The organism is Arthrobacter sp. 05L44, assembly GCF_056397605.1.
Genome location: NZ_JBFTNS010000001.1, coordinates 408383 through 433398 on the forward strand (window position 1 = coordinate 408383; position 25016 = coordinate 433398).

Genomic DNA, 25016 nt, shown 5'->3' on the forward strand with positions numbered 1-25016 from the left:
AAATCCTCCCGCATCAGAAAGGCTGACCATGCCCGCCACTCAAACCAGATCCGATCCGACCCTCAGCGGCCTGGACGTCAGCACCTACACGGTCCCCACCGATAGCCCGGAAGCAGACGGCACGTTCGCCTGGGACTCCACCACGATGGTGGTGGTCCGGGCCCGCGCCGGTGACTGCGAGGGACTCGGCTGGACCTACGCTCCACCCTCTTGCGCACAGTTGATCACAGGATTGCTGGCGCCAGCCGTCTCCGGACGGTCTGCGTGGGACACCGGAGGAGCCGCGCTGGCGATGCTGCAGGCCGTGCGCAATACCGGCCGCAGCGGGCTCGCCGGCTACGCGATCTCCGCGGTGGACTGTGCCCTGTGGGACTTGAAAGCACGCCTGCTTCACCTTCCCCTGTACCGCCTCCTCGGGGCGGTGCGCGACGAGGTCGACATTTACGGCAGCGGCGGGTTCACCACCTACTCCCGCCAGCAACTTGAGGACCAGCTGGGCGGCTGGGTGCACGGCCAGCACATCCCACGGGTCAAAATAAAGATCGGACAGGACCGGGGGAACGCCATTCCCCGGGATTTGGAGCGCATTCATCAGGCCAGAACTGTCATAGGAGACGACGCTGAGCTGTTCGTTGACGCCAATGGTGCCTACACGGCAAAACAAGCGGTGAGGGTTTACGAAGCGGCCGGCGACTCCAGGTTGGCGTGGTTTGAAGAGCCTGTCTCCTCCGACCACCTGGCCGGCCTGCGGACCGTCAGGGAGGCGATAGCTGCCGACGTCGCCGCGGGTGAATACGGTACAGACGTGTTCTACTTCGAGCGCCTGTGCCGGGCCGAAGCCGTCGACTGCGTCCAGCTGGATGTGTCGCGCTGCGGCGGTATCACCCAATGGCTGCGCATCGCCTCCCTTGTGGCAGCGTACGGGCTTCAGGTGTCCGGCCACTGCGCACCTAACCTAAGCGCCCACGTCGCCGCCGCGACAGAAAACTTCCGGCATCTGGAGTGGTTCCACGACCACGTACGAATCGAACGGACGTTCTTCGACGGGACCCTGGACCCCACCGGCGGAGCAATCGCACCGGATGCCAACTCCTCAGGCAACGGCCTCGCGTTCCGCTGGGAGGCCGTCGAAAAGTACCGGGTGGGGTAGGCGCCGCAACACCGCAGACAGTCCGCAAGGAGGATATCGCTGATGCCGGCACGAACGAGGGCCGCAGCACCGACCGGCCATTCCCGAGGCCACTCATTTCCGGCTCTATGCGGTGACCGCAGTGACCGCAGTGACCGCAACGGGGTAGTCAGCCTCAGAACACGGAACCGAGACAAAGGAGCCCGGGCTGCGGCCGAAGCAGGAAACAGACTGAGCCATGGCTGATACCGATACCCCTGACGCCCGCGCCGAGCACCGGTGGCCAGCGGTGATTGGACTGCTCGTCGYGCTGGGCCTTTATGCCGCGCTGCCCAGCTCCTTCCTTCCGTGGCTCAGGTATACGGTGGTCGGCGTTGGTCTGACGATGCTGATCCCGCTCGTGCACCTGAATCCGCACCGGTTCCACAGGGAAACGCGGCGGTCAAAAAACGTTGCTACCGGCCAGGCGCTGCTTCTGGTCGCCGCGAACGAGGTGGCCCTGGTACAGGTGGTCATCCGGCTCACCACTTCGGGCAACAGCGATGGCCCTGTAATCCTGTTTGCTGCACTGCAGATCTGGGTCACCAACATCATTGCGTTCGCCCTGGCTTTCTGGGAGATGGACCGAGGTGGCCCTGTTACCCGCCGCCACGCCGAACGCGAGGACATGCCGCCAGCAGACTTCCGGTTCCCTCAAGACGAGGACCGAGACGCCATTGAGGAGGTCGCTGCGAGGTCCTCCGAGCGGACCGGGTGGGTCGCATCGTTCATCGATTACGCATACTTCTCGCTATCCAATTCCATGGCCTTTAGCCCCACCGACACCATGCCGTTGTCTGCGCGGGCAAAAGCCATGATGGGCGTGGAGGCAGCCGGAGCATTCGTCCTTCTGGCCCTCGTCATCTCCCGGGCCGTTTCGCTTCTCAGCTGAACGCACGCTCCTTCCGGCACGAGCAAGAACCCGACGGCCACAAAGTCGTCAAGGCTCAACACGAGACGTTGAGGCGGAACTCAACTACACGTTGAAGCGGAACTCCACCACGTCGCCGTCGGCCATCACGTATTCCTTGCCTTCAATGCGGACCTTGCCGCGGGCCTTGGCCTCGGCCATGGAGCCGGCCTCGATGAGGTCGTCGAAGGAGACAACCTCGGCCTTGATGAAGCCACGCTGGAAGTCGGAGTGGATTACGCCGGCGGCCTGCGGTGCGGTGTCGCCGCGGTGGATGGTCCAGGCGCGGGTCTCTTTGGGTCCGGCGGTCAGGTAGGTCTGCAGGCCCAGCGTGTGGAACCCGACGCGCGCCAGCTGGTCAAGGCCGGACTCGTCCTGGCCGTTCATTTCCAGCATTTCGCGGGCTTCTTCCTCGTCCAGCTCGACGAGGTCCGATTCGAGCTTGGCGTCCAGGAAGATGCAGTCGGCCGGGGCCACGAGGGCGCGCAGCTCTTCCTGCTTTTCCGGGCTGCCCAGGATGCCTTCGTCGGCGTTGAAAACGTAGATGAACGGCTTGGCCGTGAGCAGGCCAAGCTCCTTGAGGTGCCCCATCTCCAGCTTGTCGCTCTTGATCGAGGAGAAGATAGTGTCGCCGCGCTCCAGCACGGCCTGCGCGGCCTGGACGGCAGCGAGTTCGGCGGCTTCCCGCTTCTTGATCTTGACTTCTTTTTCGATCCGGGGGACGGCCTTCTCGATGGTCTGGAGGTCGGCGAGGATCAGCTCGGTGTTGATCGTTTCCATGTCCGAACGGGGATCGACCTTGCCGTCGACGTGGATGACGTCGGGGTCATCGAAGACGCGGACCACCTGGGCGATGGCCTCGGCCTCGCGGATGTTGGCGAGGAACTGGTTGCCCAGGCCTTCACCCTCGGACGCGCCCTTGACGATGCCCGCGATGTCCACGAAGGACACGGCAGCGGGGAGCAGGCGTGCGGACCCGAAGATGGCCGCCAGCTTCTCGAGCCGCGGGTCCGGCAGGTTCACGACGCCGACATTGGGCTCGATCGTGGCGAACGGATAGTTCGCTGCGAGCACCTGGTTGCGGGTCAGTGCGTTGAAAAGGGTTGATTTGCCGACGTTGGGCAGTCCGACGATGCCAATAGTAAGAGCCACGAGTATAGATTCTACCGGTAAACGCCCTCACCCCTTGCGGCCTTGGGACCACGCGCGCGGCCGGCCCCGGTCCGGATCCGCATCAGCCGAGGTTCGGCGGGCAGGCTCCCCGCACCCCGCCCAGTGCGTCCTGGCTAAAACTGTCGGAGCTGCGTGCCAGAGTGAAGGCATGGACGCTTTCGCACTAATTCTTGCCCTGCTGATGCTCTTGATCGGCGCCGTAGCCGGGGCCGGCTTTGCCTTCGTGGTGTTGCGGCGCCGCAGCGCTGCCCTTGAACAGGACTTCGACGGCGTTTCGGCTCGTCTCTCCGAGGTGAACGCCCGGTATGCCGCCGCCGACGCCGAACGTCGCCTTCTCGCGGCCCAAAACCGGGAGCTGGGCGATGCCAGGACGCAGGATGGCAGCGTCCTCCGCGCCCTGGCACCCGTGGCGGAGAAGCTGACAGCTGTCCAGCAGCAGGTGTCGCTCCTGGAACGTGACCGGCTCGAGCAGTACGGGCAGCTTGCCCAGCAGCTCCAGGAGGCCAGGCTCTCCGACGAACAGCTGCTGAAGTCAACGCATGCGCTCGAGTCGGCGCTGCGGTCCAACAGCGCCCGCGGCCAGTGGGGCGAGGTGCAGCTCCGCCGCGTCGTGGAGGCGGCCGGGATGCTGCGCCATGTGGATTTCCATGAGCAACTGCATAGCTCCGGTTCCGACACCACGGTTCGGCCGGACCTCGTGGTCCAGCTCCCGGGTGACAAGCAGCTCGTCGTGGATGCGAAAGTGCCGCTGACCGCGTACCTGGAGGCACAGGAGCTTGGCAGCCAGCCGGGCGGCCGGGGCGCAGGAACGGCGGGCAACCAGCAGGCCCTGCTCGCTACCCATGCGAAGGCCCTCAAGGCCCACGTGGACGCGCTGAGCAACAAGAAGTACTGGGACATTCCCGGCAACGCGCCAGAATTGGTGGTCTGCTTCCTGCCCGCCGAATCGATTCTGGCGGCCGCACTCACCGCCGATTCCGCCCTGCTGGACTATGCCCTGTCCAAGAATGTTGTCCTGGCCTCGCCGGGGACCCTGCTGGCAGTCCTCAAGTCTGTGGCGTTCACGTGGCGGCAGGATGTGCTGACGGACAGCGCGCGCGAGCTCTTCGAACTGGCGCAGCAGCTGTACGAGCGGATGGGAACACTGGGCGACAACGTCACCAAGCTGGGCTCGTCGCTGAAGACGTCGGTGGACCGCTACAACTCCCTGGTCGGCACCCTCGAGGCCCGGGTCCTGCCGACCGCGCGCAAGCTGAATGCCCTGGATGCCGCTAGCCTAGCCACACCCATCACCGTTGAGGCGACACCCCGTTCGGTGGCCGCACCGGAGCTGCAACAGGGCATCGCCACAGGGGACGCAGCCGCCGCAGAGGAATCCGACGACGACGCCGCGGAAGAGTCGGCAGCCTAGGGCTGCCCGGGGTAAGGGCCGCCCGGCCCGGTAGGAGCTGCCCGGCCACGTCTGCCCGGCGGTACTAGTCGGTCGGGCGGGCGCCGCGGCCGCCGAGGGCACGCGAGACGTCCCCGGCCTGCTTCAGGGTGGCGCGGAGTTCCTTTGGCAGGGAGAAGAGCAGGTCCTCCTCCGCCGTGACGACTTCCTCAACGCTGCCGTAGCCGTAATCGGCGAGCAGCCGCAGGACGTCCTTCACGAGGACCTCCGGCACGGACGCCCCCGAGGTCACGCCGACGGTCGCCACGCCCTCAAACCAGGACTCGTCGACTTCGTTGGCGAAATCGACCCGGTAGGAGGCCTTGGCACCGTATTCCAGTGCCACCTCAACAAGGCGGACGGAGTTCGAGGAGTTAGCCGAACCGACAACGATCACCAGGTCAGCCTGGGGCGAGATCTTTTTGATGGCCACCTGGCGGTTGGTGGTGGCGTAGCAGATATCGTCGCTGGGCGGATCCTGCAGGGTGGGGAACCGTTCCTTGAGCAGGCGGACGGTCTCCATGGTCTCGTCGACGCTCAAGGTGGTCTGGGAAAGCCAGATGACCTTCTCCGGATCCCGGACCGTCACCTTGTCGACCTCATGCGGGCCGTTGATGATCTGGATGTGTTCCGGAGCTTCACCCGCGGTCCCTTCGACTTCCTCGTGGCCGTCGTGGCCAATCAGGAGGATGTCGAAATCGTCCTTGGCGAAGCGCACGGCCTCGCGGTGCACCTTGGTCACCAGCGGGCAAGTGGCGTCGATGGTCCGCAGCCCGCGGTCCTCGGCGGACTGCACCACGGCCGGGGAGACTCCGTGCGCGGAGAAGATGACCAGGGCCCCTTCCGGGACCTCGTCGGTCTCGTCCACGAAGATGGCGCCCTTTTCCTCCAGGGAGCTGACCACGTGGACGTTGTGGACGATCTGCTTGCGCACATAAACCGGCGGACCGTAGTGCTCAAGGGCCTTTTCCACCGCGATGACGGCCCGGTCGACGCCGGCGCAGTAGCCGCGCGGAGCGGCCAGGAGGACCTTCTTCGCCCCGGTCACGGGAGCCGCCGCCAACACTTCCTCCGGCGATCGCCGGCGGCGCGGAACGGAGGGCATCGGGATGGATACAGCGGTGGAGGTCATGCCCCCAATGCTACCGGTGTTCGCTGTAGCCGGTCATTTCAGGCCTTGCGGCGGCCGGCGACTACCCGAAGGATGAGCCCGGAGGCCAGGAGCACCCCGCCGGCCACGAGTGCCACCACTATCCACTGACCAAAGCCGGCGGTGGAGGCGGCCACAAATTCGCGCTTGAAGAGGTCCGCAACCTCGTTGCCGCTCCCGGTCCCCTGGACCATATTGCCGGCCGCGTCCGAACCCAGTTTCCACACCCCGGCCAGCACCAGGGCGCCCAGGCCGACGCCCGCCAGGACCGTCCATTTCCGCCGGGCCGCGACAAAGGCCAGGACGAAGGCGATGGCCGCGCCCACAGCCACGGCAGATCCCATCGGCGCGTACGCGGAAACCCGTTCGATGAGCTGGCGCTGGTTGGACTGGCCGATGTTGATTCGCACCGTGTCCGGCGCCTTCAGCGGTACCGGCGAGGCGTCCGAGACCCGCTTGACCACCAGGCCCACCAGCGGGGCGACATCGAGGGTCAGGGAGGAGGTGCCGTCCACCTGGGGCGGCAGCGTCCGGGGGTCGGCGAAGCTGAGCCGGTGGCTCCTGCGCAGGGTCTCAGCCCACGCGTCCGCGTATCCGGGCGCGGAGGTCAGGGACTGGGCCGCCTCGGCAAGAATGGGTTTGACCAGGCCCGCGACCGCATCGGGCAGTTGCCGGCCGCCCAGATTGATACCGTTCACGGCGGCGGTGGCCAGCCTCTGCTGGAATGCCGGGTCCTTCCCCAACGGTGCGGTGAGGGCGACGAACCCGTCTTCCTGGACGATATTCCGGTCCACCCACATGGCCGGGACGGCGACAGCCGCCATGGCAAGGCCGATCAGCACAGCAACGGCCGAGACAAAAGTGCGCACGAAAGTCTCCTAGGAGGGTTGGGAGTAGAGCCATCCTACGGTGGCGCCGCGGCGAACCGGAAAGCAGCAGGCCAAAACGTCCGGCCCTGCTGGTAAAGCTATGGATAGAGTTGAAGCAGCTCCCCGCCTCCAGCAAAGGACTCCGCACCCCATGCACCAGCACATGCACCAGCTCACGGACCAGGCGTGCCGCGCCTGCGGTTACCGGCATGTCTGAAGATACCGCTGCGGCCACCACCCTGCCGGCGACCGCGGCCGAGACCAGCCCGGACAACCCCTGGCCGCTGCAGCTGCTGTCGCAGAAACTGAAGATGCACATCGACCGTGCGCCCTCGGCCTGGGTCGAGGGCCAGGTCATCGAACTCAACCGGCGCGGCACGAACGCCTACCTGACGCTGCGCGACATCGACGCGGAAATCTCGCTGCCGGCCTCGGTCTGGACCAACGTCCTGGACCGGCAGGCTACCCCGCTGGAACGCGGGTCCCGGGTGGTGGCGCTGCTGAAGTCCGAGTTCTGGCTAAAAACCGGCCGGCTCAACATGTCCGTCAAGGACATCCGGCCCGTGGGGCTGGGTGACCTGCTGGCCCGCATTGAACGGCTGCGCCAGGCGCTGGCGGCCGAGGGCCTCTTCGCCGACTCCCGTAAGAAACGCCTGCCGCTCCTCCCCCACCGGATCGGCCTGATCACCGGCCGCGACTCGGATGCGAAGAAGGATGTGCTGCGCAACGCCGCCCTCCGCTGGCCCGCCGTCGAATTTGAGATCCGTGAAGTAGCCGTCCAGGGCAATACCGCCGTGGCCCAGGTAATCCGTGCGCTGCAGGAACTGGACTCCCAGCCGGAGGTGGACGTCATTGTCATCGCCCGCGGCGGCGGGGCGCTGGAGGACCTGCTCCCGTTCAGCAGCGAGGAACTCATCCGGGCCGTCGCGGCCGCGGCCACCCCGATTGTCAGCGCGATCGGCCATGAGGCGGACCGGCCCATCCTCGACGACGTCGCGGACCTGCGCGCCTCAACGCCCACCGATGCGGCCAAGCGGATCGTGCCGGATGTTGTGGAGGAACTGGCGCGGGTGCGGCAGGCCCGCGAGCAGCTTCGCCGCGGAGTCACCCGTCTGGTCGAGCGGGAAACGGACCGGCTCGCGTCGCTCCGCTCGCGCCCTGTCCTGGCATCGCCCGAGGGCATGGTGACGGCCCGGCACGACGACGTCGAACGGCTCAAGGGCCGCTCCCATGCGGCCGTCAACACCGCCGTCGTCCGGGCCGCGGACCAGCTGGTGCACCTCAAAGCCCAGGTTCGCGCCCTCTCGCCGCAAAAGACCCTGGACCGCGGCTACGCCGTCGTGCAGCTCGACGACGGAACGTCCGTGCCGGGAACCCGCCATGAGGTGGTCCGGGACCCCAGCCAGGCGCCGGCCGGTACGGCCCTCGCGGTGCGGGTGGCGGGTGGCAGGTTCACAGCCCAGTCCACCGGCGGCGGGGAAGCCAGCGGGGACTGACCGGCCGCCAAACCGCGGGAACCCCGAACCAGCACCGAAGCATCGCCTAACCGGCAACCATACGTATAGAGGAGCAACACCATGGCAGCAGAGAACACGGCATCCCCCACCCCGGAGACGGACCTCGACGGACTCAGCTACGAGGACGCCCGCGAACAACTCGTCGGCGTGGTGAGCAGGCTGGAGGCCGGCGGCGCCAGCCTCGAGGAATCCCTCGCCCTGTGGGAGCGCGGCGAAGCCCTGGCAAAGCGCTGCGAGCAGTGGCTCGAAGGAGCCCGCAAGCGCCTCGCCGCAGCCCGGGACCAAGCGGGCCAGGCCGGCCAGGAAGCCTGACAGGAGCCCTGGGGGGCCGGACAGGGCCGGACAGGAAGCCGGCCGCTAGGAGCGCCGCACCAGCTCGGCCTCCATGTCGACGTCGATCTCGGGGACGGGCCATTCCAGCGCCAGCCCCTCCAGTGCGTCCAGGAGCAGCTGCTGGACGGCGATCCGGGCAAACCATTTCTTGTCGGCCGGGACTACGTGCCAGGGCGCGTGCTCTGAGCTGGTCTGCTCGAACGCGGCCTGGTAGGCATCCATGTAGTCGTCCCAGAACGCCCGTTCCTTCAGGTCGTTGCTGCTGTACTTCCACCGCTTCGCCGGATCATCCAGCCGGGCCAGCAGGCGTTCCTGCTGCTCGTCGCGGCTGATGTGCAGCATAACCTTGATGATCTTCGTGCCCGCCGCCGTTTGCCGGGCCTCGAACTCGTTGATGGCGCGGTAGCGGCGCTCCAGTTCCGTGGCGTCGGCCCAGCGGTGTACCCGGTGGATCAGCACGTCCTCGTAGTGGGAGCGGTCGAAAACGCCCACCATGCCGGCAGCCGGAACTTCTTTTTCGATCCGCCAGAGGAAGTCGTAGGACTGCTCCTCCGGGGTCGGCGCCTTGAACGACTTCAGCTGCACGCCCTGCGGATTCATCTGGCCCATAACGTGGTTGACGATGCCGCCCTTGCCCGCGGTGTCCATGGCCTGCAGGACCAGCAACACCCGCTTCTTGCCGCCGATCCGGGACTCGGCGAAAAGCTGCTCCTGCAGCTGCGTCAGCTTCCCGTCGAGCTCGCTGAGCAGCTTCTCGCCGGCGGCCTTGTCCCCCGCGTAGCCCGGGGTGGAACCCGGGTCAACGTCGCCAAGGCGGAACTTCTTGCCAGCCTTCAGCGTCTCGGAGGGGTGCTCGTCGAAGTTCACGACATCTGCCATCAAAGCCTCTTTCCGGTTCGGGCAGCCCGCCCGCCGGACGTACGTCCCGCAGCGCTGCTGTCCCGAATCCTAGTTGCCCTGGTAGCGGCTGAGGAAGTCCGCCATGCGGTTGATAGCTTCCTCCAGGTCCTTCACGTTCGGCAGCGTCACCATCCGGAAGTGGTCCGGGCGGACCCAGTTGAACGCGCGGCCGTGGGAGACCAGGATTTTCTGCTGGCGCAGCAGGTCCAGGACGAATTTCTCGTCGTCGCGGATGTGGTACACCTCAGGGTCCAGGCGCGGGAAAAGATACATCGCGCCGCGGGCCTGCTGGGTGCTGACGCCGGGGATGGCGTTAAGCATGTCGTAGGCCTTGTTCCGCTGCTCCAGGAGGCGGCCGCCGGGCAGGATCAGGTCATTGATGCTCTGGTAGCCGCCCAGTGCCGTCTGGATGGCGTGCTGCGCCGGCACATTGGCGCAGAGACGCATGTTGGCGAGCAGGTTAATGCCCTCGAGGTAGTCCCCGGCGTCCTTCTTCGGGCCCGAGATGGCCATCCAGCCGGCCCGGTAGCCGCAGACCCGGTAGGCCTTGGACAGCCCGCTGAACGTCAGGCAGAGCACGTCATCACCGGTGAGGCTGGCCATGTTCACATGCACGGCGTCCTCGTAGAGGATCTTCTCGTAGATCTCATCGGCGAAGAGCACCAGGCCGTGCTTCTCGGCGAGGGCCACGATCTTCTTGAGGGTTTCCTCCGGGTAGACGGCGCCGGTGGGGTTGTTGGGATTGATGACCACGATCCCCTTGGTCCGCGGCGAGATCTTCGCTTCGAGGTCCTCAAGATCGGGCTGCCAGCCGGATTCCTCGTCGCAGAGGTAGTGCACCGGCCGGCCGCCGGCCAGGGCCACGGACGCGGTCCAGAGCGGGTAATCGGGGGTGGGGATCAGGACCTCGTCGCCGTCGTCCAGGAGGGCCATCAGCGACATGGTGATCAGCTCGCTGACGCCGTTGCCGAGGTAGATGTCATCGACGTGGATGTTCTGGATGCCGCGGGTCTGGTAGTACTGCGAGACGGCGGTGCGGGCGGAGAAGATGCCGCGGGAATCGCTGTAGCCCTGGGCGTGCGGCAGGTGGCGGATCATGTCCACCAGGATCGCGTCCGGCGCTTCGAACCCAAACGGGGCCGGGTTTCCGATGTTCAGTTTGAGGATGCGGTGACCCTCTGCCTCCATTTGCTGGGCGGCCTGAAGAATCGGTCCACGGATGTCGTAGAGGACATTATGAAGCTTGGTGGACTGCTTGAATTCTGCCATTCATCAAATATGCCATATGGCGGATGTACTTCCGTTGAGACTTGTCTCACAGCGGGATACCGCGTCATACGGGCGTCCGCAGGCTGCCGCGGACATAACGACGGCGGCTGCCAAGCCCACGATCCCGGGCCCGGCAGCCGCCGTCGAACGCTTACTTCAAGGGCCTACTTGACCAGGCCCTTTTCTTTCAGCCACGCTGCCGCGGCGTCCTTGGGGTTCTGCTTCTCGCTGCCGCCGACTGCGCGGTTGAGGTTGATCAGGTCCTCGGTGGTGAGCTGCTTGGAGACGGCGTTGAGGGCCTCCTTCGCCTTGTCCGACATCTTGGCCTTGTTGTACAGCGGCAGGACCTGCTGGGCGATGAAGTTGTTCTTCGGATCCTCCAGGACCACGAGGTCGTTGTCGGCAATGGCCGGCGTGGTGGTGTAGATGTCCGCCACCTGGACCTGGTCCGAGAGCAGGGCCTTGACCGTGACGGGGCCGCCGCCGTCGCTGAAGGGTTCGAGTTTCTTCGGTTCGCAGTTGTAGTTCTTCTTCAGGCCCGGAAGACCGTAGGCACGCTCCTTGAAGGTGGCAGGCGCACCCACCACGATCTCGCCGCAGACCTTCGCCAGGTCCTCGATGGACTTGAGCTTGTACTTCTCCGCGGTGGCTTTGGTGACCACCATGGCGTCCTTGTCCTCGGCCTTGGCGGCGTCCAGCACGGCCAGGCCGTCCGGAAGCTTGCCCGGCAGGGCCTTGGCGATGTCGTCGGCCGAGATCTCAGTCGCGTCCTTGTTCACGTGCAGCAGCAGGTTTCCGCTGTAGTCGGGAATCACGTCGACTGAGCCGTCCTGCACGGCCTTGAAGTAGACCTCGCGGGAGCCGATGTTCGGCTTGGTGGTGGCCGAGACGCCGGCGCCGTTGAGGGCCCCGGCGTAGAGCTCGGCGATGATCTGGCTCTCCGTGAAGTCGGCCGACCCGATGACCAATGCCCCGCCGGCTCCGCCGGAGGAACCGCCGCTGGCAGGTGCCGAGGACAGCGGGTTCGACGACCCCCCGCAGGCGGACAGGGCCAGGGCCAGTCCGACGCCGGCGGCCAGGCCGCCGAATGCGCGTCTGCCAAGTGCTCGTTGGCGGTTTTCCTTCATGACGTACCTCCTTGGACAACAGTCTCCGCGGTCGCGGGGTCTGTGAGATCAACCGCTGCCTGCTGGCGGCGGTTTGGTTTTTTGGCGGCCCCGCGGGTCAGGAAGAGCCGCTGGACAAGGACCAGGACCAGGTCCACGGCAATGGCCAGCCCCGCGATCAGGAGCGAGCCGCCGAGCATTTGGGGGAAGTCGGAGAGGACGAGCCCGTCGAAGAGATACCGGCCAAGGCCGCCGAGGTTGATGTACGCGACCACGGACACCGTGGCGATGACCTGCAGGACGCCGGTGCGGAAGCCGCCGAACATCACAGGGAGTGCGTTGGGGAACTCGGCCCGGAAGAGGACCTGGAGTTCGGTCATGCCCATGGCCCGGGCCGCGTCCACCACATTCCGGTCCACACTGGAGATCCCGGCGTAGGTGCCGGCCAGCAGCGGCGGAACGGTCAGGATCACGAGGGCCCAGACCGGCGGCATCAGACCAATGCCTGCCAGCAGCACGAACAGCGTCAGCAGGCCCAAAGTCGGAAGCGCACGCAGGGCACCGGCGAGGGCAACCACGGCCACCCGGCCACGGCCGGTGTGCCCTACGTAGAGGCCGATCGGAAGCGCGATGGCGGTGGCGATCAGCATCACCAGCCCGGTGTACTGCAGGTGCTCCGCCAGCCGCACGGGGATACCGGTGCTGCCGGACCAGTTTTCGGGATCAGCCAGCCAGGCGAAGGTATCGGTGAAGACGTTGCTCATGCGGACGCCCCCGCCGTGGAGTCAGCGAGGCGCCGGGCGGCTGCGGGTTCCCCGGACGTGCCGGTCTTCCCGACGCTGGCGCGGGTCCAGGGCGTCAGGAGCCGTTCCAGCAGGACCAGCAGCGCGTCCATCACGAGTGCCAGGACCAGGATGGCGATGATGCCCACCACCACCTCGGTGACGAAGTCCCGTTGCAGGCCGGAGGTGAAGAGCATTCCGAGGTTGCCGATGCCCAGCAGTGCGGCGACGCTGACCAGGGAGATGTTGCTGACCGACACCACCCGCAGGCCGGCAAACAGCACGGGCAGGGACAGGGGCAGGTCGATTTGGACGAAGCGCGCAACGGGTTTGAAGCCCATGGCGACGGCTGCCTGCTGGAGATCCTCATCGACCGAGTCGAAGGCGTCCAGGGCTGCGCGAACCAGGAGCGCCACGGCGTAGATCGTCAGGGCCACCACAACGTTGACGGGGTCCAGGATCCTGGTGCCCAGCACGGTCGGCAGGATGATGAACAGCGCCAGCGAAGGGATGGTGTACAGCAGCGACGACGCCGTCAGGATGACGGTGCGCAGGGTCCGGTTCCGGCGGGCCAGTTGGGCCAGCGGAATCGAAATCAGCAGGCCGAAGACCATCGGGAGGATGGCCAGGACCAGGTGCTGGCCGGCGAGGCTGAAGACCTGCCCGCTGTTGGCCAGGAACCATTGCATCAGCGCGCACCTTGCCGGACCCGGCGGTCCGCTTCGATCACGGCGAGTACTTCTTCGGCCGAGATCACGCCTGCCACCCGGCCGTCCGCGTCGACGGCGACGCCGCGTCCCGACGGTGAGGACAGCGCGGCGTCCAGGGCGCGGCGCAGCGTCTCGCCCTTGTGGAATAGCGAGCCTCCCGGGACAGTCTCCCGCCCGGCACCCGGCGCGCACCAGCCCAGCGGCCGGCCGTCGTCGTCAACCACCAGCTGCCACTCATCGGCGCCCGGTGCGCCGGAGCCCAGCTCGCCGGCACGGACGGTGTCCACCGGGTGGATGGTCACGCCGTCGGAGGCGCTGAACGCGAGGTGCCGGAAGCCGCGGTCGCGGCCCACGAAAGAGGCGACGAAGTCGTTGGCCGGGGCGCGGAGGATTTCCTCGGGCGCGGCGTACTGCGCCAGCTTGCCGCCGCCGGCGAAGACCGCCACCTTGTCACCCAGGACCGTGGCCTCGTCGATGTCGTGGGTGACGAACACGATGGTCTTGGCGAGGTCGCGCTGCAGGCGGAGCAGTTCCTTTTGCAGCTCGTCGCGGACCACCGGATCCACTGCGCTGAAGGGCTCATCCATCAGCAGCACCGGCGGATCCGCCGCCAGCGCCCGGGCCACGCCCACACGCTGCTGCTGGCCGCCGGAGAGCTGTGAGGGGTAGCGCCGGCCGAGGACGGAGGCGAGACCAACGACGTCGAGCAGTTCTTCGGCGCGTTTCCGGGAGTCCGCCCGGGACACACCATTGAGCCGCGGGACCGTGGCGATGTTGTCCAGCACGGACCGGTGCGGCATCAGGCCGGAGGACTGCATGACATAGCCCATGGACCGGCGCAGCTGCGCGGCCGGGACGGAGGTCACGTCCCGCCCGTCCACGGTGATGGTGCCCGACGTCGGCTCGACCATGCGGTTGATCATCCGCAGGGAGGTGGTCTTCCCGCAGCCCGACGGACCGACGAAGACCGTGATGGCGCCCTTGTCGATGGACATGCTCAGATCGTCGACGGCGGCCTGGCCGCCCTGGTACTGCTTGGTGACGCTCTGGAACTCGATCATGGCCTCTGCCATTCCGGGGCTTACCTAACTGTTGGCGGCAACATGGGACGGTCCAGCCAACTGATCATATGCATCCTGATTTTTGGCTGTAAAGCGGGTATGACCCAGCGTAGCTGCCACCTGGGACAAAGTCGGGGCATCGTTTGGGACAAACCGGCCCCGATTGCCCCATGTGCTGCGGCTACCCCCGGCATTCGGGGCCGGGCGGAATCCGGATGGGTGCCGCCCGGCTCCGCGCCTAGTCGGCGCCCTTCCGGTTGCCCTTGGGCTTGCCTTTTCCGCGGCCGGCCTGGTCGTGGCTGAACCGCTCGGCGGCCCGCTGGCTCCGGCTGGCCACCACCACCTTCTGATGCCACTCCCGCTGGTAGGCGCGCCGGGCCGCCGCATCGTGGCGCCGGTTCAGGGCCGCGAGTTCGCGCTGCATCTTCAGGTAGCTGGTCCAGCGGCGCTCATCGAGGGTCCCGTCGGCGAGCGCGTCCTGCACGGCGCAACCGGGCTCGCGGTGGTGCGCACAGTCGGCGAAGCGGCACCGGCCAAAGAGGTCCTCCAGGTCACCGAAGACCTCCTCCATGCCGTCCTCGGCGTCGAACAGGCCGAAGCCCCGGACCCCCGGTGTGTCCATCAGCACCGAACCGCCCGGCAGCGGGACCAGTTCGCGGGAGGTGGTGGTGTGCCGGCCCTTGCCGTCCCCGGCCCGGACGGCTCCGGTTTCCTGTACCTCGAACCCCACAAGGGCGTTGATGAGGGTGGACTTGCCGGCGCCCGAAGGCCCCAGCAGCACAATGGTCCCGCCGGCAGGCAGGTAGGCCAGCAGCGCGTCCAGGCCGTCGCCTTGTTCGGCGGAGGTGGTGACGACGTCGACGCCGGCGGCCTGCATCATCACCTGCCCGACGACGTCGTCCGCCACGTCCGCGAGATCGGCCTTGGTGATCACCACCAGGGGCGTGGCGCCGGAGTCCCAGGCCGCGACCAGTGTGCGTTCCAGCCTGTTGTGGGTAAGCGGACGGTCCACCGGCACCACGACGCCGACGATGTCCATGTTGGCGCCCAGGACCTGCGCCTCTGAGGACGCCTCGAAGGCCTTCTTCCGGCTCAGTTCCGAACTGCGCGGCAGCACCCCCGCAATGATGGGCTCGCCCCCGGGGTTGCTGCCCAGCCAGACCCAGTCGCCCGTGGCGGGCAGGACGCCGGCGCGTGGATAGGGCAGGTGCGCCTGACCGGTATGGTCCGCGACCAGCACCAGGTTGCGGTCCACACGGACCACCCGGCCCGCGCTGGTCCCGCCCGGGACGGGGGTGGTGGTGAAAAGTTCCGCTACGGCATCGGTAAACCCATAGCGGACCGGCCCCTGGAGGCCGGTGTCATGACTGCGCTCAGAATTCAATGGAAACCCTTTGATGGGCCCGGCGGCGCAATGCCCGCTGTGCTCGGAATGGACCGGCCAGCTGGAGGGGCTAGGAGATGCGAAGTGCCGGGGCAGGAATAATGATGTGGCGTGAAGTTGTGCGCTGTGCGCGCAGTTCCGTTGCATTCATTGCTTCCACCTCCCCGGTTGTCCGGCGGCCGTCGCGGCCGCGGTTTTCCAAGGGTAACCGGCCGGGCCGCGGGTGGCTAGGGGTTTCTCAGGAGAGCTTTCCGTCCAGCGGCCGCTCGCGGTACAGCCGGAGTCCGGCGTCCACCAGGGACACCCGGTTCAGCCCTGCCACGTCGTCCAGCGGGATCCAGGCAGCGTGGGTGGTGCTGCCGCCTACCTCGTGCCTCAACTCCCCGCCGGTGATGGTCGCCTCGTAGACCAGCCGGAGCGACTGGAAGTCCCGCCGGCCGCCGTCCAGCCGGGTCTCCGCGGGCCAGTGCCCGACGTCGATCCCCAGCATGGCGCCGATCCGGGCGTCGTAGCCGGTTTCCTCGAAGACTTCCCGGCGGCACCCGTCAACCGGGTGCTCGGCGAGGTCCAGGCCGCCGCCCGGGAGGGTCCAGCCTTCGCGGCCGCCCTGTTTCCAGTACGCCAGCAGGAGGCTGTCGTCGCGGACGATGAGGGCGTAGGCGGCCGGGCGGGTATCGAAGGACAGGGTCATTGATCAAGCTTATCCGCGCGGCGCCGGCCCTGCCGGAACTCCGGGTTCGGCCCTAGAGTTTGAGGGTGACCAACCTCGAAGTGCTTCCGCCCGAAGAAGTTTGCCCTCCCGCCGGAACAGTGGAGGGCCAGGCCAGCGGGCCGTGTCTTGAGCTGTGGCCGGCCCGGGAGGTTCCGCTGGGCGGGGTCCGTGCCATGACCGTCTCCCGCACCCTGCCCCAGCGCGGGCTGCCGACGGTGGGCGCCTGGTGCTTTTTGGACAGCTTCGGGCCGGACCGGGTGGCCATGTCCGTGCTGCCGCACCCGCACACCGGGCTGCAGACCGTCACGTGGCCGCTGGCGGGGACCATCAGGCACCGTGACAGCGTGGGCAGCGACGTCATTGTGCGGCCCGGTGAGCTGAACATCATGACGGCAGGGAACGGCGTCTCGCACTCCGAGTTCGCCGTGCTTCCCGCGGCCGCGGACGCCGGGCTGCCGCTCCAGCGCGGACTCCAGTTGTGGGTGGCGTTGCCGGAAGCCGAGCGGCACCGCGCGCCGGCCTTCGAACAGCACCGGGAGCTGCCGGTCGTGGAAGGGGACGGGTACGCCGCGACGGTGATTGTCGGGGCCCTGGCCGGCACCAGGTCACCGGCCACGGTGTACACACCGATCGTCGGTGCTGATATCAGCTGCGCGGGCCGGATCAGCGTGCCGCTGGACCCGGAGTTTGAACACGCTGTCCTAGTGCTCGACGGCGGCGTGGAACTGGACGGGCAGCAGGTGCTGCCGGGGCCGCTGGGCTACCTCGGGTCCGGTCGCACCAGCCTGGACGTCGAGTCGGCTCCGGGTACCCGCTTTGTCCTGCTTGGCGGTGAACCGTTCGAAGAAGAGCTGCTGATGTGGTGGAACTTCGTCGGCCGCAGCCATGAGGAAGTCGAGCAGTCGCGGCTGGACTGGGAGGCCCAGGCCGCCCTCCCGGACGCGGATGCGGCCCGGGCACGCTTTGGACTGGTCCACGGGCACGGGCCCGACGCCGGTGCCGAGGCTGGCCGGATCCCCGCGCCGCCGCTGCCGGGAGTGCCGCTGCGGCCGCGGCGCCGGCGCTGAGTCGGGGAAGCTGGGCCGGAGGCTAGCCCTGCTCGGCGACGAGCTGGAGCACTCCGAACACGGGTTCCTGCTGCAGCACCCGGACGTCGGTGATCCCGGCGCCGGCCAGGGCTGCGCGGAAGGATTCCTGCAGGCGTGTCACGTTCATGCCCAGCCCGCTGCCCAGGATGACCGGGCCGTCGATGCCGAGTTGCCGCACCGCCTGCTCAGCCATGGCAGCGAGGTCCCGGCCGGCCTGGACGATCAGGGCCTGGCTTGGGGCGTGGCCGGCGTCGGCGGCTTCCACAACGAGCCGGGCGCGCTGGGCCCAGTAGCGGCGGCCGGTGTCCGGCGAATGGAACAACGCGATGAGCTTGTTCGGGTGGTCCGTCCCGCAGGAGGCCAGGAGGGCGCGGGTCAGCTCGTCCGGTTCCAGGCCCTGGTTCATCCGGCGCAGACTGTGGCGGACGGCCTCCCGGCCCAGCCAGTAGCCGCTGCCCTCATCACCGAGCAGGTAGCCCCAGCCGCCGGCCCGGGCCTCGTCGCCGCGGCTGTTCCGGCCCCACGCGGCCGAGCCGGTGCCCGCGATCACGGCGACGCCGGTGCTGGCCCCGCCGGCCGCCAGCAGCAGCCGGGAGTCGTGGACGACAGTAATCTTGGCGCCCGGCGCGTGTGGGGCGATCAGGGCGGCGAGCGCGGCGGCGTCGTCGTCGGTATCAATTCCCCCTGCGCCGGCGTAAACCTGGGCAACGTTTCCCCCGCCGATCCGGGCGAAGAGGTCCGCCAGGTTGCGGGCGGCTTCTGCCGGGGTGACGTTCTGGACGTTGGCGCTGCCTACGGATTCGTCGGCCACGGCGACGCCGGTCTCGAACCGGACGCCGCGCGTCTTTGTGCCGCCGATGTCAAGGCCGATCACGGCACCGGTAGCGGCGGCGGGCGGGGCGGGGATGTCAGAATGGGTCACCGGACCAGCCTACTGAATGTCGGACAGGAGTGAGCAATGCCGCAGAGGATCTTTGGCACCCGGATTATCGCCGCCCCGATGGCCGGAGGGACTTCCACCCCGGACTTCGTTACGGCCGTCCACGCGGCCGGCGGGCTGGGCTTCCTGGCCGCCGGGTACAAAACGGTGGCCGCCATGCAGGAGGATATCCGGGCCGTGCGGGAGGCCGGTGCGCGGTTCGGCATGAATGTTTTTGTCCCGGATCGGGCGCAGCTGCCGCCGCCCGCCGCTGTCCTCGCTGAGCTGGAGGACTTCAGGCTGCGGCTGGGCGCCGATGCCGCGCGTTACGGCGTGCAGCTGCCGCCCCTGCGGATCGACGACGACGACGAATGGCAGGGCAAGATCGACGCCCTCCTGGCGGACCCGGTGGAGCTGGTCAGTTTCACTTTCGGTCTTCCCGGCGCCGGCGCTGTCCGGGCCCTGCATCGGGCGGGATCGATGGTGCTTGCCACGGTCACGACGCCGGATGAGGCGCGGCACGCCGCCGGCCAGGGCATCGATGCGCTGGTGGTCCAGCACGGCTGCGCCGGCGGCCACAGCGGGGCTTTCCTGCCGGCGTCGGGCTCGACAGCACCGGCCGGCGCCGTTCCCGGGACGACCGCCGAGCTGATCGCCGCCGTGCGGGCCGCCGTCGAGCTCCCGCTGGTGGCGGCCGGCGGGATCATGGACACCGCCGGGGTGGACGAGGTGCTGGGCGCGGGGGCCCAGGCCGCCCAGCTGGGCACGGCCCTGCTTCGCACGGACCAGAGCGGTGCCCGCCAACTGCATAAGGACGCCCTCGCCAGCCCGCACTTCACACAGACCGCAGTGACCCGGGCCTTCACCGGGCGGGCGGCCCGGGCGTTGGTCAATGAGTTCGTCCGCGACCACCCCGACGCGCCGGCCTCTTACCCGGCCGTGCACCACCTGACGGCCCCGCTCCGTGCTGCCGCGGCCGGCGCCGGGGATCCCGAGCGGCTGAACCTCTGGGCCGGAACAGGCTGGCAGCAGGCACGGCCGGGTTCCGTCGCGGAGGTTCTGGCCCCGCTGCTGGGCTGAGGCCGCGGCAGGTTCAGTTCCCCGAGCGTCCGCGGACGAAGCCGGCCAGGAGCGCGGGCCCCTCGGTGAGGACCAGTTCGCGGAAGAGCCGGACGGGGTCCGGCTCCGCGTCGGCTCCCCCACGCCGTTCCCGCCACGCCAGGCCGATCTCCCGGAAGGCCAGCCCGGAGTCCAGAGCCAGTTCGACCCAGCCCAGGTCCCCGGGCTGGGCCGGAGTGTGCCGTCCGGGGGCCAGCCCGCCGGGCGGAAGGATGCTGACCCCGAGCCCGGCGGAGACCAGGCCCCTGGCCGTGTGGGAGTCCTGGCTTTCGAACGCGATCCTGGGCCGGAAGCCGGCCTCCCTGAAGAGCGCGTCGGTCAGCGAGCGCATGCCGTAGCCCGGCCCCATGGCCACGAACGGGTCCTGCCGGATCTCGGCCAGGCGGGCGCTGCGTCGCTGTGCCAGGGGGTGGCGGTGGTGCACCACCAGCCGCAGCGGTTCGCGGTACAGGGCAGCGGAGGAAATCAGGCGGCTCGGTGCGGCCACGGGCGCGGTCAGGGCGAGATCGGCGTCGCCTGCGGCCAGTTCTGCGAGGCAGCCGTCCCGGGCCCCCTGGCTCAGGTCGAAGGCGGCCTGGGGATGCCGGCCGCGGAAAGCGCTAATCAGTAGGGGAAGCATGGCCTCGCCGAAGGTGTGCTGGAACGTCACGGCGATGCGGCCCCGGACGACGTCGGACTCGTGCCGGACCAGGTCTAGGCCGCTGCGGAACTCCTCCAGCGCCGCCTCGATATACGGGAGCAGCGCCCGGGCCGCCGGGGTCAGCCGGACACCGCGTCCGTCGCGGAGCAGCAGTTCCGTCCCGATGATGCTGCTGGCCCGCGCAATACCCCGGCTGACTGTCGACTGCGGCAGCCCAAGGACCTCGGCCGTGCCCGTAATGTGCTGGGTCCGGCCCAGCTCGGCAAGCAACGGCAGGAGGGGCAGCAACTGGACCAGCTGTTTGTGCTCCACGTCCATGGCGGGCTCCGATCGTTCCGTCATAGCTATCGATTCCATCGAAAACATGCATTGGAAGCATGTCTTTGCTCAGCCTACTCTGGGTAGATGCCCAGCCATCCGCTCCCCCAGGCCACCGCCGGCGCCCAGGCGGCACCTGCGGCCGTTCCCGGGGCGAGTCCGCCGGCCCCGGCGCCGGCCGGCCACTCCAAAGGTTCCGTGGCCTACCGCAGGATCCTTGCCGGGCTGGCCTTCGCCGGCGTCGCCACGTTCGCGCAGCTGTACTCCACCCAGGCCGTGCTGCCGCTGATCGCCGGGGAACTGCGGGTGACGGCTGCCGAGGCCGCCCTGACCATTTCCCTCGCCACGGTGGGACTTGCCGTTACGGTCCTTCCGTGGTCCTTCCTGGCCGACCGGATCGGGCGGGTGCGGGCCATGGCCTGGGGCATCTGCGCCGCTACGGTCCTGGGGCTGCTGGCGCCCCTGGCTCCCAGCTTCGCGGTGCTGCTGGTCCTGCGGACGCTGGAGGGCATGGCGCTGGGAGGAATCCCGGCCATCGCGATCGCCTACCTCAACGAGGAGGTGAACAAGGCCCATGCCGCGATGGCGGCCGGAACCTACGTTGCCGGCACCACCCTGGGCGGGCTGGCGGGCCGGCTTGTGGCGGGACCGGTCGGCGAGCTCTGGGGCTGGCGGGCCGCGGCCCTGGCCGTATCCGTGATGGCCACCGCCGCCGCGGTGCTGTTCCTGGTGCTGGTCCCGCCTGCACGGAACTTCACGGCCATGGCCGCGGGAGGCGTCCGCGGGGCGCTCACCACGCTGGCCGGCCACACCCGGAATCCGCGGCTGCTGGCCATCTACGTGCAGGCTTTCCTGCTGATGGGCGGCTTCGTGGCGGTCTACAACTACCTCGGCTTCCGGCTTTCGGGTCAGCCATTCAGCCTGCCGGCCTCCATGATCAGCCTGATCTTTCTGGCCTACCTCTCCGGGACCGTGTCCGCCCGCTGGGCTGCGGGGCTGACGGCGCGGTTCGGCCGGCGCAACGTGCTGGTGGCGGGAACGGTGCTGATGGTCGCCGGGCTGGCGTTGACCCTAACCCAGGTGCTGGTCCTGATCCTGGCCGGCCTACTCCTCTTCACCGGCGGGTTCTTTGCGGCGCACAGCATCGGTTCCGGCTGGACCGGCGTAATTGCCAGTACGGGCCGGGCACAGGCCGCCTCGCTCTACAACCTGGCGTATTACCTCGGGTCCAGTGTCATCGGCTGGGCCGGCGGCCTGCTCTTCCAGGGCCTGGGCTGGACCGCGCTCGCCCTCGCGGTGATGGGCCTGGCGTGCACGACGGCGGTCATCACCGCCGTCGTGCACGGCGTCCGCGGCCACCGGGCGGTGGGTCAACCCGGCCGGGTGCTGGATCAAGGTGTCGATGCCGCCCAGCGAAACAGCGTGGGTGATCATGCTGACGGCCGCCGGAATACGTTCGGCGTGCTCTGCGCTGGCCAGTTCGAATGCCAGCAGTGAACCAGCTCCCGCCATCTGGGTTCCGATCAGGCCCTGCGGGTCGCATTCCGGCAGCCCCGGGTAGAAGACGCGCCGGATCAGCCCGTGCCCGGACAGGGCGGCGGCGACCTTTTCCGCGCTTGCCTGCTGCGCCCGGACACGGACCGGCAGGGTGGCCAGCCCCCGGTGCAGGAGGTACGCGGGCCATGGCGTGAGGATTCCGCCCGTGATGGCGCGGATCTGGCGGAGCCGGACGGCCCACTCGGGACCCGTCGCGACGACGCCGCCCATGGCGTCACCGTGGCCGCCAAAGAACTTGGTGGCGCTGTGCAGCACCATGGCCGCACCGTGCCGGTACGGCTGCTGGAGCACTGGGGTGGCGAACGTGTTGTCCACCAGCAGCGGCACACCGTCCGCCGCCGCGGCTGCGGCGCTGATGTCGACCAGTTCCAGGCTGGGGTTCGCCGGGGTCTCCAGGATGACAAGCCCGGTGTCGGGCCGCAGCGCCGCGCGGATCCCGTCCGGGGTGGTGAACGTGACCTCGGTTCCGAGCACACCGGAGGCCAGGAGGTGGTCGCTGCCGCCGTAGAGCGGACGGACCGCCACCACGTGCTTCTTTCCGGTGGCGACGACGGCGAGGAGCACCGCGCTGAGGGCGGCCATGCCGGTGGCGAAGGCGACGGCTTCTTCGGTGGCCTCGAGGACGGCCACACCCTCCTCGAACCGGGCGACGGTGGGATTCCAGAGCCGCTGGTAGACGGTGCTCTGCCCGTCCAGGTGTGCGCCGCCGGTGGCCATCTGTTCATAGGCGAGACCGCCGTCGTGGACCGACGGCAGCGGAGCCGTGGTGGAGAGATCGATCGGGACGGCGTGGACGCCGAGTTCCGTCAGGCCGTTGCGGCCGGCGTGGACCGCCAGCGAGTCTTGAGAAAGCACCGTACTCCTTATGAATATTCACCGTTGAATGCGGTAAGTATCTGGCAATAATTCGGAGTTTTGTAGGGCTTTTGAATGGAACTGCCGGATAGTGCCGTTTATGATGAATGCACAACACATCAAGGAGGATCCGTGAGCAGCACCACGAAGAATGTTCGGCCAGGAGCCGGGGCCGGCGAACCCCTGGACGCCATTGACGAGCGCCTGCTGGCCGCACTGGTGGCCGACGCCCGGATCTCCAACAAGCAACTGGCCGAGCTGGTGGGCATCGCGCCCTCCACGGCACTGATGCGGACCCGGGCGCTCTCCGAGCGCGGAATCATCCAGGGCTTCGAGGCCAAACTCAGCCTTGCCGCCGTGGGCCGTTCGGTGCAGGCCCTGATCGCCGTCCGGCTGCGGGCCCATGACCGCGAGCAGATCGACCGCTTTACGGCCAGGGTCCCCAAGCTTCCTGCGGTGCTGTCCACGTTCCACACGTCGGGCTCAGTGGACTACCTGCTGCACATTGCCGTTGCCACCACGGAGGACCTGCGCGACTGGGTGCTGGACAACCTCGCCACGGATCCGGTGGTGGGCCACACCGAAACCACGCTGGTCTTCGCCCACATCCAGGGCAACCACGGCCCCCTGCCGGATTAGCCGGAGGCCGTTCAGGCGCCGGCGCGGAGGGCGCTCCGGAACGTCACGGCGGCCAGCACGAGGGCGAAGGCGGCGCACAGCACCACGAATCCGGCGACGGCCGTGTGCAGGCCGACGGCGGCGGCTGCCAGTCCCAGCCCGATCACCGGGAAGGCGCTGCCAAGGTACGTAATGACGTAGACAGTGCTGATGATCTGGGCATGGCGTGAAGCCTCCACCTTGCCGGCGACATCGTTGAAGACCGTCCGGAAGGACACTCCCTGGCCCAGGCCGGCGGTGATGCTGGCGGCGATCAGCAGCCACGGGCTGCTCCACGCGGCGGCCGCGGCGATCAGCAGCACGGATCCGGCCAGCAGCGTGAGGCCGACGGGCACCACAAAGCGTCCGCGCACGGCCAGCAGCTGGCTCACAGCCGAAGCCGCCAGCGTCAGCCCGGCGAGGAGCCCGATCAGCGGCCGCGAGTCGGCGTGGACAATCTGGGCGAAGTAGCCCGGAGCGAGCGAGAGGCAGAAGCCGAACACCGCGAAACTGAGGAAGCCCACCGCCGAGGCCAGCCAGAACGCGCCGCGGGCCTCGCTCGATACCGAGGGGCGGCGGGGCGCCAGGACCTTCAGTGGCTGCGGACCGCCTACGGAGGTAATGGCCGGCCGGGCCTTGAGCAGGTACAGCGGCACCAGGAGCGCCAGCAGCACCACCGAGTGCAGGTAGTACGGCGTAGAGGTCGGGCCGGGGAGGACGGAGAGGACCCCGCCGATCGCCGGGCCTGCGGCCACACCGCCGGCCGAGGCCAGGAGCGTGAACCGTGAGGCCCATTCGGGACGGCTGGGCAGCAGTTCGCGCAGGGCCGCCGAACTGGCCCCCGTGGCGAGCGCTACTGCGGCGCCCTGCAGCGCCCGGCCGGCGGAGAGCGACAGCAGGCTGTCAGCGTTGGCGAAGACGAATCCCCCGGCCAGGCCCACCAGCACCGCCAGCACCAGGGCCGCCCGCCGGCCGATGTGGTCGGACCAGTGGCCGGCCAGGATCAGGGTGGCCACCAGGGAGAGCACGTAGGCGGAGAAGGCCACCGTGACATCGAGCGGGGTGATGCCGAGTTTGGCCTGCAGCAGCGGGTACAGCGGCGTCGCGAGGTTGGCGCCAACCAGCAGGGTGAAGATCACGACGCCGGCCATCACCAGCCGGGCGGTGACGGACGCGTCCCAGCCCCAGCGGTCCGCGGTGGTGGGGCGCATGCGAAGTTCGCTGAAGACGGTCATAACGGTGCCCTTGCTGCATTGATGCGGGCCGCACGCGTTCCCTGTGGGGAGGCGCCGGCCCGGCGAAGTTGGATACCTACAGAATGCGGCATCAGTGACCGAACCAGCCAAGTTTTGTGCCAAAATTGAGCAAAACCGTCAATCGCGGATACCAC

The 25016-nt window shown here is 68.4% G+C and carries 23 protein-coding genes and 1 pseudogene; 9 read left to right on the forward strand and 15 right to left on the reverse strand.

The features are described 5' to 3' along the window. Nucleotides 1–28 precede the first annotated feature (28 nt). Both AC1DHY_RS01850 and AC1DHY_RS01855 read left to right on the forward strand, forming a co-directional pair. Nucleotides 29–1150, forward strand: a complete 1122-nt coding sequence (locus AC1DHY_RS01850) for an enolase C-terminal domain-like protein (protein WP_476879424.1) — start codon at nt 29–31, stop codon at nt 1148–1150. A gap of 217 nt (nt 1151–1367) precedes the next feature. Further along, nucleotides 1368–2060, forward strand: coding sequence for a hypothetical protein (locus AC1DHY_RS01855; RefSeq protein ID WP_476903081.1), 693 nt, complete (start codon nt 1368–1370; stop codon nt 2058–2060). Nucleotides 2061–2144: 84 nt separating this feature from the next. Here AC1DHY_RS01855 and ychF read toward each other — a convergent pair whose 3' ends face one another. Next, nucleotides 2145–3230, reverse strand: a complete 1086-nt coding sequence (ychF, locus tag AC1DHY_RS01860; RefSeq protein WP_476879426.1) for a redox-regulated ATPase YchF — start codon at nt 3228–3230, stop codon at nt 2145–2147. A 169-nt stretch (nt 3231–3399) separates the two neighbouring features. Here ychF and AC1DHY_RS01865 point away from each other — a divergent pair, with 169 nt between their 5' ends. Next, a complete protein-coding gene (locus AC1DHY_RS01865; protein WP_476879427.1) occupies nt 3400–4662 on the forward strand; it encodes a DNA recombination protein RmuC in 1263 nt (420 codons plus the stop codon). 64 nt (nt 4663–4726) lie between these two features. Here AC1DHY_RS01865 and AC1DHY_RS01870 read toward each other — a convergent pair whose 3' ends face one another. Together AC1DHY_RS01870 and AC1DHY_RS01875 are read right to left on the reverse strand one after the other, a co-directional pair. Beyond that, nucleotides 4727–5812: a 4-hydroxy-3-methylbut-2-enyl diphosphate reductase gene (locus AC1DHY_RS01870; protein WP_476879428.1), complete on the reverse strand. Its 1086-nt coding sequence runs from the start codon at nt 5810–5812 to the stop codon at nt 4727–4729. Between the two features lie 38 nt (nt 5813–5850). Further along, nucleotides 5851–6699, reverse strand: a complete 849-nt coding sequence (locus AC1DHY_RS01875; protein WP_476879429.1) for a hypothetical protein — start codon at nt 6697–6699, stop codon at nt 5851–5853. A gap of 209 nt (nt 6700–6908) precedes the next feature. Here AC1DHY_RS01875 and xseA point away from each other — a divergent pair, with 209 nt between their 5' ends. Further along, nucleotides 6909–8195 (forward strand): exodeoxyribonuclease VII large subunit, encoded by a 1287-nt coding sequence (gene xseA / locus AC1DHY_RS01880; RefSeq protein ID WP_476879430.1) that lies wholly within the window; start codon nt 6909–6911, stop codon nt 8193–8195. A gap of 81 nt (nt 8196–8276) precedes the next feature. Then, nucleotides 8277–8528, forward strand: a complete 252-nt coding sequence (locus AC1DHY_RS01885; RefSeq protein WP_476879431.1) for an exodeoxyribonuclease VII small subunit — start codon at nt 8277–8279, stop codon at nt 8526–8528. Between the two features lie 45 nt (nt 8529–8573). Here AC1DHY_RS01885 and AC1DHY_RS01890 read toward each other — a convergent pair whose 3' ends face one another. The 8 genes from AC1DHY_RS01890 to AC1DHY_RS01925 form a co-directional block, all read right to left on the reverse strand. After that, nucleotides 8574–9428, reverse strand: coding sequence for a polyphosphate kinase 2 family protein (locus AC1DHY_RS01890; protein ID WP_476903082.1), 855 nt, complete (start codon nt 9426–9428; stop codon nt 8574–8576). Nucleotides 9429–9497: 69 nt separating this feature from the next. Further along, a complete protein-coding gene (locus AC1DHY_RS01895; RefSeq protein ID WP_476903083.1) occupies nt 9498–10718 on the reverse strand; it encodes a pyridoxal phosphate-dependent aminotransferase in 1221 nt (406 codons plus the stop codon). A gap of 164 nt (nt 10719–10882) precedes the next feature. Further along, nucleotides 10883–11845 (reverse strand): ABC transporter substrate-binding protein, encoded by a 963-nt coding sequence (locus tag AC1DHY_RS01900; protein WP_476903084.1) that lies wholly within the window; start codon nt 11843–11845, stop codon nt 10883–10885. Then, nucleotides 11842–12588: an ABC transporter permease gene (locus AC1DHY_RS01905; protein WP_476878984.1), complete on the reverse strand. Its 747-nt coding sequence runs from the start codon at nt 12586–12588 to the stop codon at nt 11842–11844. The genes AC1DHY_RS01900 and AC1DHY_RS01905 overlap by 4 nt, the downstream gene beginning before the upstream one ends. Next, nucleotides 12585–13295 (reverse strand): ABC transporter permease, encoded by a 711-nt coding sequence (locus AC1DHY_RS01910; protein WP_476903085.1) that lies wholly within the window; start codon nt 13293–13295, stop codon nt 12585–12587. Before AC1DHY_RS01910 ends, AC1DHY_RS01905 begins: the two co-directional genes overlap by 4 nt. Further along, nucleotides 13295–14389 carry an ABC transporter ATP-binding protein gene (locus AC1DHY_RS01915; RefSeq protein WP_476878982.1) on the reverse strand — a complete coding sequence of 365 codons (1095 nt, stop codon included), beginning with the start codon at nt 14387–14389 and terminating at the stop codon, nt 13295–13297. The genes AC1DHY_RS01910 and AC1DHY_RS01915 overlap by 1 nt, the downstream gene beginning before the upstream one ends. 226 nt (nt 14390–14615) lie before the next feature. After that, nucleotides 14616–15761 carry a ribosome small subunit-dependent GTPase A gene (gene rsgA / locus AC1DHY_RS01920; RefSeq protein WP_476878981.1) on the reverse strand — a complete coding sequence of 382 codons (1146 nt, stop codon included), beginning with the start codon at nt 15759–15761 and terminating at the stop codon, nt 14616–14618. A gap of 238 nt (nt 15762–15999) precedes the next feature. Further along, nucleotides 16000–16452, reverse strand: a complete 453-nt coding sequence (locus AC1DHY_RS01925; RefSeq protein ID WP_476878980.1) for an NUDIX hydrolase — start codon at nt 16450–16452, stop codon at nt 16000–16002. Between the two features lie 65 nt (nt 16453–16517). Here AC1DHY_RS01925 and AC1DHY_RS01930 point away from each other — a divergent pair, with 65 nt between their 5' ends. Continuing rightward, nucleotides 16518–17540 carry a pirin family protein gene (locus AC1DHY_RS01930; RefSeq protein WP_476878979.1) on the forward strand — a complete coding sequence of 341 codons (1023 nt, stop codon included), beginning with the start codon at nt 16518–16520 and terminating at the stop codon, nt 17538–17540. 22 nt (nt 17541–17562) lie between these two features. On the opposite strand, the gene AC1DHY_RS01935 is transcribed toward AC1DHY_RS01930, so the two are convergent. Beyond that, nucleotides 17563–18483, reverse strand: a complete 921-nt coding sequence (locus AC1DHY_RS01935; RefSeq protein ID WP_476878978.1) for an N-acetylglucosamine kinase — start codon at nt 18481–18483, stop codon at nt 17563–17565. A gap of 36 nt (nt 18484–18519) precedes the next feature. Between AC1DHY_RS01935 and AC1DHY_RS01940 the strand changes: the two genes are divergently transcribed. Then, nucleotides 18520–19560 (forward strand): nitronate monooxygenase, encoded by a 1041-nt coding sequence (locus AC1DHY_RS01940; RefSeq protein WP_476878977.1) that lies wholly within the window; start codon nt 18520–18522, stop codon nt 19558–19560. Between the two features lie 13 nt (nt 19561–19573). Here the strand turns inward: AC1DHY_RS01940 and AC1DHY_RS01945 are convergent, their stop codons facing one another. Further along, nucleotides 19574–20557 (reverse strand): LysR family transcriptional regulator, encoded by a 984-nt coding sequence (locus tag AC1DHY_RS01945; protein WP_476903263.1) that lies wholly within the window; start codon nt 20555–20557, stop codon nt 19574–19576. Nucleotides 20558–20644: 87 nt separating this feature from the next. On the opposite strand from AC1DHY_RS01945, the gene AC1DHY_RS01950 reads away from it, so the two are divergent. Then, complete coding sequence (locus tag AC1DHY_RS01950) at nt 20645–22054, forward strand: MFS transporter (protein WP_476903086.1); 1410 nt, start codon at nt 20645–20647, stop codon at nt 22052–22054. On the opposite strand, the pseudogene AC1DHY_RS01955 reads toward AC1DHY_RS01950, so the two are convergent. Continuing rightward, a pseudogene (locus tag AC1DHY_RS01955) lies at nt 21968–22969 on the reverse strand (trans-sulfuration enzyme family protein); the annotation flags it as partial. The gene AC1DHY_RS01950 and the pseudogene AC1DHY_RS01955 overlap by 87 nt on opposite strands. A 132-nt stretch (nt 22970–23101) precedes the next feature. Between AC1DHY_RS01955 and AC1DHY_RS01960 the strand changes: the two are divergent. Then, nucleotides 23102–23608 (forward strand): Lrp/AsnC family transcriptional regulator, encoded by a 507-nt coding sequence (locus AC1DHY_RS01960; RefSeq protein ID WP_476878975.1) that lies wholly within the window; start codon nt 23102–23104, stop codon nt 23606–23608. A gap of 11 nt (nt 23609–23619) precedes the next feature. Here the strand turns inward: AC1DHY_RS01960 and AC1DHY_RS01965 are convergent, their stop codons facing one another. After that, nucleotides 23620–24861 (reverse strand): MFS transporter, encoded by a 1242-nt coding sequence (locus AC1DHY_RS01965; RefSeq protein ID WP_476903087.1) that lies wholly within the window; start codon nt 24859–24861, stop codon nt 23620–23622. Between the last annotated feature and the right edge of the window lie 155 nt (nt 24862–25016).

Excerpts from the sequence above, each read along its gene's own strand:
- AC1DHY_RS01940 (WP_476878977.1), top strand. The coding sequence starts at position 18,520 with ATGCCGCAGAGGATCTTTGGCACCCGGATTATCGCCGCCCCGATGGCC.
- AC1DHY_RS01885 (WP_476879431.1), top strand. The coding sequence starts at position 8,277 with ATGGCAGCAGAGAACACGGCATCCCCCACCCCGGAGACGGACCTCGAC.
- AC1DHY_RS01910 (WP_476903085.1), bottom strand. The coding sequence starts at position 13,295 with ATGCAATGGTTCCTGGCCAACAGCGGGCAGGTCTTCAGCCTCGCCGGC.
- AC1DHY_RS01850 (WP_476879424.1), top strand. The coding sequence starts at position 29 with ATGCCCGCCACTCAAACCAGATCCGATCCGACCCTCAGCGGCCTGGAC.
- AC1DHY_RS01925 (WP_476878980.1), bottom strand. The coding sequence starts at position 16,452 with ATGACCCTGTCCTTCGATACCCGCCCGGCCGCCTACGCCCTCATCGTC.
- AC1DHY_RS01870 (WP_476879428.1), bottom strand. The coding sequence starts at position 5,812 with ATGACCTCCACCGCTGTATCCATCCCGATGCCCTCCGTTCCGCGCCGC.
- xseA (WP_476879430.1), top strand. The coding sequence starts at position 6,909 with ATGTCTGAAGATACCGCTGCGGCCACCACCCTGCCGGCGACCGCGGCC.
- AC1DHY_RS01895 (WP_476903083.1), bottom strand. The coding sequence starts at position 10,718 with ATGGCAGAATTCAAGCAGTCCACCAAGCTTCATAATGTCCTCTACGAC.
- AC1DHY_RS01950 (WP_476903086.1), top strand. The coding sequence starts at position 20,645 with ATGCCCAGCCATCCGCTCCCCCAGGCCACCGCCGGCGCCCAGGCGGCA.
- AC1DHY_RS01965 (WP_476903087.1), bottom strand. The coding sequence starts at position 24,861 with ATGACCGTCTTCAGCGAACTTCGCATGCGCCCCACCACCGCGGACCGC.
- AC1DHY_RS01865 (WP_476879427.1), top strand. The coding sequence starts at position 3,400 with ATGGACGCTTTCGCACTAATTCTTGCCCTGCTGATGCTCTTGATCGGC.
- AC1DHY_RS01915 (WP_476878982.1), bottom strand. The coding sequence starts at position 14,389 with ATGGCAGAGGCCATGATCGAGTTCCAGAGCGTCACCAAGCAGTACCAG.
- AC1DHY_RS01945 (WP_476903263.1), bottom strand. The coding sequence starts at position 20,557 with ATGGACGTGGAGCACAAACAGCTGGTCCAGTTGCTGCCCCTCCTGCCG.
- AC1DHY_RS01905 (WP_476878984.1), bottom strand. The coding sequence starts at position 12,588 with ATGAGCAACGTCTTCACCGATACCTTCGCCTGGCTGGCTGATCCCGAA.
- AC1DHY_RS01900 (WP_476903084.1), bottom strand. The coding sequence starts at position 11,845 with ATGAAGGAAAACCGCCAACGAGCACTTGGCAGACGCGCATTCGGCGGC.
- AC1DHY_RS01890 (WP_476903082.1), bottom strand. The coding sequence starts at position 9,428 with ATGGCAGATGTCGTGAACTTCGACGAGCACCCCTCCGAGACGCTGAAG.